This is a genomic window from Comamonas faecalis, from assembly GCF_039538025.1.
Lineage (GTDB): Bacteria > Pseudomonadota > Gammaproteobacteria > Burkholderiales > Burkholderiaceae_C > Comamonas_C > Comamonas_C faecalis.
The window spans coordinates 30,757-43,612 of the sequence record NZ_BAABBP010000007.1 but is presented as its reverse complement, the minus strand read 5'-3'; the positions used below and the strand labels follow the sequence as shown (position 1 = coordinate 43,612).

At 67.6% G+C, this 12,856-nt stretch carries 12 protein-coding genes; 7 read left to right on the top strand and 5 right to left on the bottom strand.

Features of this window, described 5'->3' with window-relative positions; translation table 11 throughout:
- Positions 1 to 162 precede the first annotated feature (162 nt).
- The 5 genes from ABD767_RS05470 to ABD767_RS05450 all read left to right on the top strand — a co-directional run bounded on the left by ABD767_RS05470 (position 163) and on the right by ABD767_RS05450 (position 6,239).
- Positions 163 to 1,797, top strand: a complete 1,635-nt coding sequence (locus tag ABD767_RS05470) for a class I adenylate-forming enzyme family protein (protein WP_344868645.1) — start codon at positions 163 to 165, stop codon at positions 1,795 to 1,797.
- Between the two features lie 10 nt (positions 1,798 to 1,807).
- Entirely contained in the window at positions 1,808 to 2,794 is a 987-nt protein-coding gene (locus tag ABD767_RS05465) for a Bug family tripartite tricarboxylate transporter substrate binding protein (protein WP_344868643.1), read from the top strand.
- A 289-nt stretch (positions 2,795 to 3,083) separates the two neighbouring features.
- The gene (gene dctP, locus ABD767_RS05460) at positions 3,084 to 4,124 is read left to right on the top strand and encodes a TRAP transporter substrate-binding protein DctP (RefSeq protein WP_344868641.1); all 1,041 of its coding nucleotides are present in this window, start codon (positions 3,084 to 3,086) and stop codon (positions 4,122 to 4,124) included.
- 231 nt (positions 4,125 to 4,355) lie between these two features.
- Entirely contained in the window at positions 4,356 to 4,898 is a 543-nt protein-coding gene (locus ABD767_RS05455) for a TRAP transporter small permease subunit (protein WP_103046118.1), read from the top strand.
- Positions 4,899 to 4,913: 15 nt separating this feature from the next.
- Positions 4,914 to 6,239, top strand: a complete 1,326-nt coding sequence (locus ABD767_RS05450) for a TRAP transporter large permease (RefSeq protein ID WP_344868639.1) — start codon at positions 4,914 to 4,916, stop codon at positions 6,237 to 6,239.
- Between the two features lie 178 nt (positions 6,240 to 6,417).
- Here the strand turns inward: ABD767_RS05450 and ABD767_RS05445 are convergent, their stop codons facing one another.
- Positions 6,418 to 7,704 (bottom strand): CaiB/BaiF CoA transferase family protein, encoded by a 1,287-nt coding sequence (locus ABD767_RS05445; protein WP_344868637.1) that lies wholly within the window; start codon positions 7,702 to 7,704, stop codon positions 6,418 to 6,420.
- 143 nt (positions 7,705 to 7,847) lie between these two features.
- Between ABD767_RS05445 and ABD767_RS05440 the strand changes: the two genes are divergently transcribed.
- Together ABD767_RS05440 and ABD767_RS05435 are read left to right on the top strand one after the other, a co-directional pair.
- Entirely contained in the window at positions 7,848 to 8,762 is a 915-nt protein-coding gene (locus tag ABD767_RS05440) for a LysR substrate-binding domain-containing protein (RefSeq protein WP_103046115.1), read from the top strand.
- 28 nt (positions 8,763 to 8,790) lie between these two features.
- On the top strand, positions 8,791 to 9,561 hold the full coding sequence (locus ABD767_RS05435) for an enoyl-CoA hydratase (RefSeq protein WP_344868634.1): 771 nt from the start codon (positions 8,791 to 8,793) through the stop codon (positions 9,559 to 9,561).
- Positions 9,562 to 9,619: 58 nt separating this feature from the next.
- Here the strand turns inward: ABD767_RS05435 and ABD767_RS05430 are convergent, their stop codons facing one another.
- Genes ABD767_RS05430 through ABD767_RS05415 form a run of 4 tightly spaced genes read right to left on the bottom strand, consistent with a single transcriptional unit; the run spans position 9,620 to position 12,824 of the window.
- Positions 9,620 to 10,063 (bottom strand): hotdog domain-containing protein, encoded by a 444-nt coding sequence (locus tag ABD767_RS05430; protein WP_103046113.1) that lies wholly within the window; start codon positions 10,061 to 10,063, stop codon positions 9,620 to 9,622.
- Positions 10,060 to 11,217, bottom strand: coding sequence for an acyl-CoA dehydrogenase family protein (locus ABD767_RS05425; protein WP_103046112.1), 1,158 nt, complete (start codon positions 11,215 to 11,217; stop codon positions 10,060 to 10,062). Before ABD767_RS05425 ends, ABD767_RS05430 begins: the two co-directional genes overlap by 4 nt.
- 18 nt (positions 11,218 to 11,235) lie before the next feature.
- Entirely contained in the window at positions 11,236 to 12,444 is a 1,209-nt protein-coding gene (locus tag ABD767_RS05420) for an acetyl-CoA acetyltransferase (protein ID WP_103046111.1), read from the bottom strand.
- Entirely contained in the window at positions 12,441 to 12,824 is a 384-nt protein-coding gene (locus tag ABD767_RS05415; protein WP_103046110.1) for an OB-fold domain-containing protein, read from the bottom strand. Before ABD767_RS05415 ends, ABD767_RS05420 begins: the two co-directional genes overlap by 4 nt.
- Positions 12,825 to 12,856 lie beyond the last annotated feature (32 nt).

Genomic DNA, 12,856 nt, shown 5'->3' with positions numbered 1-12,856 from the left:
CGCGGCTGCAGAAGGAGACCGTAGGCGCGCAAAGAAGGCGTTGCCTTAACAACACCCGAAGCAGCTCTTTGGCAAATGCCAATTCACACGCCCAGGGCGTTCAGTGACCATCGCGGCCACGGCTGCATGCAGCGGCCGATGCGATGTTTGATGGAGACACAGATGCCCACGCTTTCCCGTCGGCAGGCCGTGGCCGCACCAGCGGTGAGCGACGGCAAGCCTCGCGCCAGCGCGCAAACACTTGCGGCTCGTACGGGCCCGCTTCCGGGCGCGGCGCTTTTGGCCGCCCCGGCCGAGCGTATCCACCAGTTGCTCGATCGCTGGCTGGTCGAGGCGCCGGATCACCCCTTCATCCACCTGCCCGATGGCCGCAGCCTGAGCTTTGCCGAGCTGGGCGCGCTCACCGATGCGGCTGAAGAAGAGCTGCGCACCCTGGGCGTGTGCGCCGGCGACCGTGTGCTGGTGGTGGCCGAGAACTGCCCCGAGCACGCCGCGCTGATCCTGGCCGCGAGCCGCGTCGGCGCCTGGTCGTGCGGCGTGAACGCGCGCATGGCGCCGGGCGAGGTCGATGCCTTTGCCGCCAAGGCCGATGCGCGCCTGCTGTACTTCACCGCCAGCGGCTCGCGCGCCGCCGCCGAGCATGCACGCCGCCACGCAGGCGTGGACAGCGTGCTGCCCGGCATGCAGCACGGCGCGGTGCGCGGGCAGGCCACAGTGGAGCCGCCGCCGCTGCAGGATGACGTGGCGGCGCTGATCTTCACCTCGGGCACCACGGGCGCACCCAAGGGCGTGATGGTCACGCACGAGGCGCTGATCCACTTCGCGCGCGTCTCGGCCGCATCGCGCGCACTGGGCCCGCAGGATCGTTGCTATGCCTTCGTGCCCATGACGCATGTCTTTGGCCTGGCCACGGTGTTGCTGACCTCGCTGTATGCCGGCGCGCAGCTGGTGCTGCGCCCGCAATTCGCCCCGGCGGATTTGCTGGATACGCTGGCGCATCACGGCGTGACGCAGCTGCAGGGCCCGCCGGCGCTGTTCTCGCGCCTGCTGGCCTATCTGCAGGAGCAACACATTGCGCACCCTGTCGCGCCGGCGCTGCGCTACGTCTACACCGGCGCTGGGCCGCTGGATTTGACGCTCAAAAATCGCGTCGAGGCCGCCTTCGGCCAGGCGTTGCATCACGGCTACGGCCTGTCGGAATATGCGGGCTCGGTGCATTTGACGCGCATGGACGAGCAGCGCCCCGACACCAGCGTGGGCTATGTGGTGGAAGACGCCGAGGTGCAGGTCACCGACCCCGCCACGGGCCAGCCGCTACCGATGGGAGAGCGCGGCGAGCTGTGGATGCGCGGGCGCGGGCTGATGCGCGGCTACTTCCGCGACCCGCAGGCGACCGCCGCCGTGATGAAACCCGGTGGCTGGTACGCCAGCGGCGACCTGGGCGAGTTGCATGCCGATGGCGCGCTGTTCGTCGTCGGGCGGCTCAAGGAAATGATCATCCGCTCGGGCTTCAACGTCTACCCGGCCGAGGTCGAGCTGGCGCTGAACCAGCTGCCCGGCGTGCAGCGCAGCGCCGTCGTCGGCCGCGCGGAGAAGGACGGCAACGAGGAGGTCATCGCATTCGTGGAACTCAGCCCCGGCGCCAGTTTTGACGAGACCGCCGCCCGCGCGCGGCTGCGCGGGCAGCTGGCGCCCTACAAGCTGCCCAGCCACATCGTGACCGTGGCCGAGTTGCCCACCAGCCACAACGGCAAGGTGCTCAAGCGCCAGTTGCAGGAACTGGCTGCCCATTTTTGAGGAAACCCATATGACCATGCATCCCATCACCCGCCGCCAACTCGTCGCCGCCGGCCTGCTGGCCGTCGCCACGCAGCCCCTTGCCGCACTGGCGAATGGCGCCTGGCCCAGCAAGCCCGTGCGTTTCATCGTGCCCTTCCCGGCGGGCGGCCCCGTGGACACCACGGCCCGCGCCGCGAGCCTGAAGCTGTCCGAGATCTGGAAGACGCCCACGGTGATCGACAACCGCGCCGGCGCAGGCGGCGTGGTGGGTGCGCAAGCGGCGGCGCGCGAGGCGCCCGACGGCCACGCACTGTTCATGGGCGCCATCCACCACGCGGTCAACCCCACGCTGATGGGCAATCTGCCCTATGACATCGAGAAAGACTTCGCACCAATCAGCTTCGCAGCCATGTTTCCGGTGTTCATCGTGGCCCATGCCGAGGTGCCGGCCAATGATCTCAAGGAGCTCATTGCGCTGGCCAGGCGCTCGGGCAGTGATCTGAGCTATGGCTCATCAGGCAACGGCGGCGGCACGCACCTGGCGGGTGAGCTGTTTAACATGGAGGCGGGCACGAAGCTGCAGCACGTGCCCTACAAGGGTAGCGCCCCGGCCATGAACGATCTGCTGGGCGGCCAGGTGCAGCTGATGTTCAGCGACGCGCCCACGGTGCTGCCACACGTCAAGGGCGGCCGTGTCAAGGTATTGGCCGTGGCCAGTCGCGAGCGCTCGGCCATGCTGCCGGACGTGCCCACGGCGGCCGAGGCGGGGTTGGCCGGCTACGAGGCCTATTCCTGGGCTGCGTTGTTTGCCCCGGCCAAGACGCCCCAGACCGTGCTCGACAAGATCACCACCGACTTCAACACCGCCTTCAACGACCCCGTCGTACGCCAACGCCTGCTGGATGCAGGCGCGCAAGCCGCGCCGGGAACCCAGCAGGAAATGCGCCAATTTTTGCGCGCCGAAATCGACAAGTGGGCCCAGGTGATCAAGACGGCGGGGATCACGGCGGGATAAGCAGAAAGCAATCGCTGCTGTCGTTTTGCAGCAAGGTTGAGGCGTCCTCCGTTTGTACCCAGGCCTTGATGCTGTGGAGTGCCTGGCAGATTGCGGTGCGCGCCGATCCAGCGAGATGGGCGGCTTTCTTCGGGAAAACGCGCAATCGGCAGGGATAAACCCCGGGTTTGGAAAAAACCGATTCACAAGTTGCGCTGGAGTCTGCACGATGGCTCTCGCCTTCGAGGCGTGCGGCCGCGCGAGACAGCGGCGGGCGCGCCACACCACGACGACTCTTATGGAGACCACCATGCAGTCCACCCATCGCACATCCAATCGCCGCAATGCCCTGAAGGGCGTGCTGGCCGCCGCGGCCGCACCGGCCATCATCACGTCGGCGCATGCGCAGGCCAAGGTCAGCTGGCGGGTGCAGTCGCACTGGCCCAAGGCGTCGGGCTCGTTCAACGGCAGCCTGGTGCCGCTGGCCAAGGAACTGGATGAGCGCACCAAGGGGCGCTTCAAGCTGCAGGCCATGGGGGCGGGCGAGATTGCCAAGGGCAGCGAGATTTTCAACATCGTGCGCCGTGGCGTGGTGCAGATGGGCTCGACCGCGCCCAGCTACAACCCCGATGAGTCCGAGCTGATGAACCAGTATTTCGGCATTCCGGGGACGCTGCGTCATCCCTGGGAGATGATGCACCTGGTCAAGAACCTGGGGCTGGAGGCGGCGCTCAACGAGCAGCTCAAGGCGCGCGGCGTGTTCATGATGGCCGAGAAGTCGTATCCGACCGAGCTGGTGCTCAAGAAGAAGATCGCACCCGGTGAGGATCTCTCGCGCATCAAGATCCGCTCGGCGGGCAACCTGGTCGACTACTTTGCCGCTGCCGGCTTCGTGCCGCAGAACATCGATGGCCCCGAGCTGTACCAGGCGCTGGCCACCGGCGTGATCGATGGTGCGCACTGGGGCGCGGCCGTCGGCGCGCTGTCGATGAAATTCTGGGAGGTGGCCAAGTTCCAGATGAAGCCGGCGGTGCTGATCGCCAACGACGTATTCGTGATCAACCTGGACGCCTACAACAAGCTGCCCGACGATCTGCGCGAGACCTTCACGATGCTGGTGCAGGAGCGCTATTTCCGCCGCACCATCGAATACCAGCACCAGGAGGCGGTGGCAACCAACACCGGCGTCACCAAGTACGGCCTGGAACTGGTGCCCTATCCCGAAGACGTGCAAAAGCGCATGGCCCAGGCGTCCAAGGACATTCTGGCCAAGGACATGGCCGGCGGCCCCAAGGCCAAGGAGATGGGCGAGAAGCTCACCGCCCTGATGAAGGATCTGGGCTACGTCTGACGCTAGTGCAGTGTTCGATGCTTGATGTGACAAATAAAACCGATGGATTTTTGGTCTGGGCAAGGCGCAAACCGCAGTGATAGCCGTAGCTATCGCGAGGATTTGCAACGCCGCCCAGGCCGAAAAGACGCGGTTTTATGTCGCAGATAGCGTCGAACACTGCACTAGTGACATTCACTGCAGGCCGCATTGGCCTGCGCACCATCAACAGACGTTGACAGGGAGGACGCAATGCACGCACTGGCCCGGGCCATCACGCAGACCAATCTGTGGGTCGGAAAAATTGCCGCCTGGCTGATCGTTCCGATGTTTCTGTCGCTGCTGGCCGACGTCGTCATGCGCTATGTGGTGGGCAGCGCGACGATCTGGACGTCGGAGCTGGCTCAGCTCATCTTTGGTTTGTACTCGGTCATCGCCGGCGGCTACCTACTGGCCGAGCGCGGCCACGTCAGCGTCGACATCCTCTACGGCAAGCTCTCGCGCAAGCGCAAGGCGCTGCTGGATCTGGCGACCTCGTTCCTGTTCCTGTTCTTCCTGATCGTGTTGATCTGGCAGAGCGGCGACATGGCGTGGGAGTCGATTGCCCGGTGGGAGACCTCGCAAAGCCTGTGGAAGCCCTACATCTGGCCGATCAAGGCGGCGATTCCGGTGGCAGGCGTGCTGCTGTTGCTGCAGGGACTGGTGCGCATGGCCAGTGACGTGCGCACGCTGCGCGGGCTGAATAACGACCCGGCGGTCTGGGGCCAGCAGGCCGCCGAACCGGGCGGCGAATAAACACAAGGAGTCACTGTGTCAGTTGAATGGACCACAGCCCTGTTTTTTGGCTCACTGCTGTTTTTTCTTTTCGTCGGCGTGCCGCTGGTATTCACGCTGGGCGGCATTTCGGTCGTTTTTCTGTATTTCTCGATCGGAACACCGGGTTTCTACATCGTTGCCTCCAAGTTCTGGGACTCGATGACCAGCTTCACGCTGATCGCCATTCCGATGTACGTCTACATGGCCATGCTGCTGGAGAAATCGGGCGTGGCCAACAACCTGTACCGGATGATGCACCTGTGGTTCGGCGGCTTTCGCGGCGGGCTGGCGATTGGCACCGTGGCGATCTGCGCCATCTTCGCCGCGATGAGCGGGGTCAGCGGCGCAGCGGTGGTGACCATGGGCACGATTGCGCTGCCGCAGATGCTCAACCGCGGCTATGACAAGCGGCTTGCCGCCGGCGCCATCAACTGCGGTGGCGGCTGGGGCATTCTCATTCCACCATCGGTGCTGATGATTCTGTACGCCATGCTCACCGAGGTGTCGGTCGGGCGGTTGTTCGCCTCGGGCATCCTGCCGGGCGTGCTGCTGTTCACGTTGGTGACCATCTACATCGGCGTGCGCGCCTGGCTGCAGCCCGAGCTGGCGCCGGCGCTGCCGCCCGAGGAGCGCGGCGACTGGAAGATGAAAATCGACTCGCTCAAGGCCGTGTTCCTGCCGCTGCTCATCGTCGCGCTGGTGCTGGGCGCCATTTTCACCGGCCTCGCCACGGCGACCGAGTCGGCCGCGCTGGGCGTGCTGGGCGCGCTGGTGGCGGCAGCCGTGCACCGCAAGCTGACACTGGCGGTGCTCAATGACTCGGCCATCCAGACGCTGCGCCTGACGGCCATGGTGATGTGGATTCTGTTTGCCGCGCATGCCTTCTCCACCGCCTACACCACGTTGGGCGCCAATGCGCTGATCGACGACCTGATGCTGCTCATCCCCGGCGGGCCGTATGGTGCGCTGGTCTTCATGATGCTGGTGCTGTTCGTGCTGGGCATGGTGCTCGACCCGGTCGGCATCATGCTGATCACGCTGCCGGCCTTCATGCCGGTGGTGCAGAACTACGGCTGGGATCCGATCTGGTTCGGCGTGCTGTTCATCATCATGATGGAGGTGGGCTACATGACGCCGCCGTTCGGCTTCAACCTGTTCTACCTCAAGGGCGTGGCGCCGCCGGAGGTGACCATGCACGACCTGTACGTGTCGGTCATCCCCTATGTGCTGGTGACGCTGCTGGGTGCGTTGATCATCGTCTTCTTCCCGCAGATCGCGCTGTACCTGCCCAATCTGTTCTTCGGCGCGCCGATTACCTGACTGACTCGCCTGCCGCCCGCTCCGTGTCTGCGGGAGTGGGCGGGCTGGTTTTCTGTGGGGTGTTCAGAGCAGCCTGCTGCAGTCGCTCCGTGCAAACGGGCTGCGTGCGCCGGGGCAGGGTGCCTCTGTCGATCTGCAGCCGCCGCCGAAGGCGGCCCGGACTCTGGTGTTCCCCCGGCTACACCACGCCCTTGCCCCGCAGCGCCTGCAGCCGCGCTGCATCCAGCCCCAGCTTCTCGCGCAGCACCTCGTCGGTGTGCTGGCCCAGCGCGGGCGGCGCGTAGCGCAGCGTCACCGGCGTGTCCGACAGGCGCAGCGGGCTGGCCGTCGTCGCAACCTTGTTGACCTGCTCACCGGCCGGCAGCCGGCCGTCGGGGTAGCGCAGCTGCTCCACGCGCAGGCCGCGCGCGCGCACCTGGGGGTCGTCGAAGGCCTGGCCAACGTTGTTGATCGGCCCGCAGGGCACTGCGCGGCTTTCCAGCAACTGTACCCATTCGGCCGTGGTGCGCGTGCGGGTGAGCGCCTGCATCATCGGGATCAGCACGCCGCGGTTGATCACGCGCGCGGCGTTGGTCGTGTAGTGCGCGTCCTGGTGCCAGGTGGTGCCCGCGGCCTCGCAAAAGCGCGCGAACTGGCCGTCGTTGCCGATTGCCAGCAGCACGTTGCCGTCCTGCGTCGGGAAGTCCTGGTAGGGCACGACGCTGGGGTGGGTGTTGCCCTGGCGCGTGGGGATGCTGCCGGCGTTCAGGTAGCCCGCGCCCTGGTTGCCCAGCATGGCCATGGCGCAGTCCAGCAGTGCGATGTCGATGTGCTGGCCGCGGCCGGTGTGCTCGCGCGCCTGCAGCGCCGCCAGGATGGCGGTGGTCGCGTACATGCCGGTGAACAGGTCGACCACGGCCACGCCCACGCGCAGCGGGCCGGCGCCGGGCTCGCCGTCGGCGTGGCCGGTAAAGCTCATCACGCCGCTCATCGCCTGGATCAAGAGGTCGTAGCCGGCGCGCGGCGCATACGGCCCGGTGTGGCCGAAGCCGGTGACCGAGCAGTAGACCAGGCGCGGGTTCAGCGCCGACAGGCTGGCGTAGTCCAGCCCGTAGCGCGCAAGCCCGCCGGTCTTGAAGTTCTCGACCACCACGTCGCTTTGCGCGGCCAGGTCACGAATGATCTGCTGGCCCTCGGGCGTGGCCATGTCCACGGTGACAGAGCGCTTGTTGCGGTTGCACGCCGCGTAGTAGCAGGCCTGCTGCGTGGGCTGGCCCGCGTCGTCGGCGAAGAAGGGCGGGCCCCAGTGGCGTGTGTCGTCGCCGGCGCCGGGTTTTTCGATCTTGATCACGTCGGCGCCCAGGTCGGCCAGGTTCTGTGTGCACCAGGGGCCGGCAAGCACGCGCGACAGGTCGAGCACGCGCAGGTGGCCCAGCGCGCCGGCGGCGGGAGTGGGAGTGGGGGAGGTGGAGGAGGAGGTGTTCATGCGCTCACATTTCGTTGGCAAAAATCATGGCGTCGCCATGCTACGTGCTGGCTGGCGTGCCCGCGTCTGCTTTTGTGAAAGCAGGCGTTTTGCGCCGCCGCGGCGACACGATGCGGGCCGCGGCCTCCCTACAATGCCGGGCCATGGCCATGCATTTCGATCTTGTGGATCTGCGCCTGATGGTGCACATCGCCGACGCCAACAGTATGACGCGCGGCGCAGAGCTTTCCTTCATCTCGCTGCCCGCGGCCAGCACGCGCATCAAGAACCTGGAGGAGAGCATTGGCACCAAGCTGCTGTACCGCACCAGCCAGGGCGTGACGCTGACCCCGCCGGGCCAGGCCTTCGTGACCCATGCGCGCCAGGTGCTGGGCCAGATCGAGCACCTGCGCGGCGACATGCAGGAGTACGTGCGCGGCATCAAGGGCCATGTGCGCGTGTTCGCCAACACCACGTCGCTCAGTGAATTCCTGCCGCCGGTGCTGCGCCACTTCCTGAGCGCCAACCCCGACGTGAACATCGACCTGCGCGAGCGCCTGTCGCACGACATCGTGCGCGCGGTGACCGAGGGGCAGACCGACATCGGCATCGTCGCCGGCCTGGTGCGCACCGAGAACCTGGAGACCCTGCCCTACCGGCGCGACCGCCTGGTGCTGGTCGTGCCGCGCGGCCATGCGCTGGACGGCTGCACCCAGGTGGCGTTTGCCGATACGCTGGAGCTGGAATACGTCGGGCTGCACGAGTCGAGCGCCATCCACGGCTTTTTGCGCCAGGCCAGCGACCAGCTGCACCGCCCGATCAAGCAGCGCATCCAGGTGGGCAACTTCGAGACCGCCTGCCGCATGATCGAGTCGGGCGTGGGCGTGGGCGTGCTGCCCGAGTCGGCCGCCAGCCGCCACGCGCACGGCATGGAGATTGCCATCGTGCCGCTGGCCGACGCCTGGTCGGTGCGCGAGATGCAGATCTGCGTGCGCAGTCTGGATGCGCTGCCCGGCTTTGCCCAGGACCTGGTGCAGATGCTGGTGGCCGACGCCCAGGGGCGATTGGCGCTTTCTTGATCAAGCCCAGGAGACACGAGCAATGCAAATGGATTTGCAACACCTGCAGCTGGCGCTGTCCGAGCGCGGCGTGGCCACCGTGACGATTGCCAACGGCACGGCGCTGAACATTCTGGACAGCGCGACGACGGCCGAGATGGCGCAGTTGCTGCGCCGGCTGGCACGCGATGACAGCGTGCGCGCGCTGGTGCTGCGCGGCAGCGGCGAGCGCGCGTTCGTCGCCGGCGCCAACATCAATGAGTTGGTGCAGCTGGCGCCCGATACGGCGCGGCGCTTCATCACCGGGCTGCACGACCTGTGCGAGGCGGTGCGCGATTTCCCCCAGCCTACGGTGGCGCGGCTGGCGGGCTGGACCATGGGTGGTGGCCTGGAGCTGGCCGCTGCCTGCGACCTGCGCGTCGGCGCGCGCGACGCGCAGTTCTCGATGCCCGAGGTGCGCGTGGGCATTCCGTCGGTGATCCACGCGCGGCTGCTGGCGCGCCTGATCGGCGAGGGCAACGCGCGCTGGCTGCTGCTGACCGGCGCGGCCATCGACGCCGACAAGGCACTGCGCTGGGGGCTGCTCAACGAGGTGGCGGACGCTGGCGAGCTGGACGCGGCGGTGCAGCAGCTGCTCGACGACCTGCTGGCCTGTGCACCGCGCGCACTGCGCGCGCAAAAGGCCTTGCTGCGCGCCTGGGAGGATCCGTCGATCGAGCGCGGCCTGCATGAGAGCATTACCGCGTTTGCCGACAGCTACACCACCGATGAGCCGCGCGAGGCGATGGAGCAGCACTTCTTCAATCGCAAGCGCGGCTGATGCGCTCCGAGGCGCGGCGGCGCAGCAGCGTCCGCCGGCCCATGTCGCGGGTCGTGGGTCAATCGGCCGACGGCCTGTCCAGCGTTGTCGGCGCCAGCCAGTACTTGAAGGTGCCGCTGCCGCTGGCAACCAGCTGGCCGTCCGCATCGCGCAACTCGGCCGCGCAACTGCACAGGCTGCGGCTGGCGTGCACCACCCAGCCCTCGGCCAGCAGCGCGCCGCGCCCGGGGCGGTGAAAACGGCTGGTCATCTCCACGGTCACCGCGGTCTGCGACGGCGCGCCCGGCTGCAGCGCACAGGCGCGCGACATGACCGAATCGAGCAGCGCCATGATGACGCCGCCGTGCGCCGCGGGCAGCTGGTTGAGCAGCTCGGGGCGCAGCTCGGGAAGGCGCACCCAGACCTTGCCCTCGGGCGCCGGGACTTGCGCTGCGCCGATCAGGCGCATGAAGGCGCTGCGCTCGGGCGGCCGTTCCGCCGTGGTGTCGGGCACGCCACTCATGCGCCGCGCGCCGCGCGCACCATGGCGCGGGCGATGATGATTTGCTGGATCTGCGTCGTGCCCTCGTACAGGCGAAACAGCCGCACGTCGCGGTAGAAGCGCTCGATGCCGTACTCGGCCATATAGCCCGCGCCGCCCAGGATCTGCACCGCGCGGTCGGCAACGCGCCCGCACATCTCGGTGGCGAACATCTTGGCGCTTGATGCCTCGATGGCCACCTCCAAGCCGTCGTCGCGCCGGCGCGCGGCGTCCAGCGTCATGCACTCGGCGGCGTACAGCTCGGCCTGGCTGTCGGCCAGCATGGCCTGCACCAGCTGGAAGTCGCAGATTGCCTGGCCAAACTGCTTGCGGTCGAGCGCGTAGGCCAGCGCGTCGCGCAGCATGCGCCGGGCAGCGCCCACGGCGACGGCGGCGATGTGGATGCGGCCCTTCTCCAGCACCTTCATCGCGGTCTTGAAGCCGCGTCCCTCCTTGAGGCCGATGAGGTTGGCCGCAGGCACGCGCACGTTGTCGAAGATCACGTCGCAGGTGTGCGCGCCCTTCTGGCCCATCTTTTTGTCATAGGCGCCAAAGCTGATGCCGGGGCTTTTCGCATCGACGATGAAGGCCGACACGCCACCAGCGCCCTTGTTGCTGGGGTCGGTGCGCGCCATCAGCGTGAACATGCCTGCGTGCGGCGCGTTGGTGATGAAGCGCTTGGTGCCGTTGACCACGTAGTGGTCGCCATCACGGATGGCCGTGGTGCGCAGCGACGCCGCGTCCGAGCCGGCCTCGGGCTCGGTCAGCGCGAACGAGGCGATCACCTCGCCGGTGGCCATGCGCGGCAGCCACTGGGCCTGCTGCTCGGGCGTGCCGTCGATCAGGATGCCCTGCGAGCCGATGCCCACCGTGGTGCCGATGACCGAGCGGAAGGCCGGCGCGGTCTGGCACAGCTCCAGCAGCACGCGGCACTCCTCCTCCATGGTCAGCTCCAGGCCGCCGAATTTCTCGGGAATCGTCAGGCCGAACAGCCCGAGATCGCGCATTTCCTGCACTATTGACGAGGGGATCTCGTCGGTCTCGGCCACTTCGTTCTCGGCCGGCACCAGGCGCTCGCGCACGAAGCGGCGCACGCTGTCGAGCAGCGCTTCCAGGGTTTCGGGGTCGCGGATCATGTCGTACTCCTTTGCCGCTCAGAGGGTGGCGGCCGTGCCCAGGATGGCCGTCGACTGGCTCGACAGCGTGCCGCCGTTGCCGTGCACCACGGCGGTGTCGTGGCGCTTCAACTGCCGCGCGCCGGCCTGGCCGCGCAGCTGGCGCACCGCCTCGACCAGCGCAAAGATGCCATACATGCCCGGGTGCACGCACGACAGTCCACCACCATTGGTGTTGACCGCCAGGCGCCCGCCCGGGGCGATGCCGCCGCCCTGCACGAAGGCACCGCCCTCGCCCTTGGCGCAAAAGCCCAGGTCTTCGAGGAACAGGATGGTGTTGATCGTGAACGCGTCGTAGACCTGGGCCATGTCCATGTCGGCCGCCTTCAGGCCCGCCATGGCGAACGCCTGCGCGCCCGACTGGGCCGCGCTGGTGATGGTCAGGTCGGGCATGCACGAGATCTGGCGATGCCAGATGGCGGTGGCGTTGCCCAGCAGGTAGACCGGTGGCTGGGGCAGGTCGCGCGCGCGGTCGGCTCGGGTCAGCACGATGGCGCCGCCGCCGTCGGTCACCAGGCAGCAGTCGCGCACGGTGAGCGGGCTGGCGATGGGGCGCGCGGCCAGCACTTCGTCGATGGTGAGCGGGTCGCGCATGAAGGCCTCGGGGTTTTGCTGCGCCCAGGCGCGTGCGGCGACGGCCACCTCGGCGAGTTGTGCGCGCGTCGTGCCAAATTCATGCATGTGGCGCGCCGCCGCCAGTGCGTAGGCGGTGACGGGCATCACCGGCTCGTACGGCGCCTCGTAGGGCTGGGGGTCGAGCAGGCGCCGCGCGGTGATGCTCTCCTTGCGCCCGAAGGTGGCCGAGCGCTGCGCGCTGCCGTAGCACACCAGCACCGCCTTGCACTGGCCAGCGTCGAGCGCGCGCATCGCCGGCAGCAGGTGGGCGATGAAGCTGGAGCCGCCGACCATGGTCGAGTCCACGTAGGTCGGGTTGATGCCCAGATGCTCGATCACCGGCATGGCCCACATCGTCGCGTTGACGCTGCATGTGGCCAGGCCGTCGATGTCCTGCATGGTGAGGCCCGCGTCCTGCACCGCGGCGTGCGCTGCGCGCACCAGCAGCGTCATGTCGTCCATGCCGGGCGACTCGCCGCAGCCGTAGGTGGCAGCGCCGGCAATGGCCACGCGGCCGCGTAGCGGACGGTTGACGGCGGCGGCATCCAGGTGAGATTGGGGAATGCGGCTCATGCTGCACCTCCTTGCGCTGCGGGCGTGAACAGCACCAGGCCGCGCCCGTCCTTGTGCGCCACATGGGCCTGCACGCGTTGGCCAATCGCCACGTCCTCGGGTGCCAGGCCCTCGACGCGGCCCATCATGCGCACGCCCTCCTGCAGGTCGACGAGGGCCACGTTGTAGTTGCCGCCGGCATCCTGCTTGCGTGCGATGGTGCTGGTGGAATACACCGTTCCCCCGCCACTGGCGCGCACCCAGCGCAGGCCGGCTGCGCCGCAGTGCGGGCACAGCTCGCGCGGCGGAAAGTTGAAATGCTGGCACTGCGGGCAGTGCTGTATGCAGAAGCGGCCGGCGTCCAGCTCGGCCTGGTAATGGGTCTGGGCACTGACGTGCATGGAAATGCCTTTGCAGAAAAACGGGGTTGCGC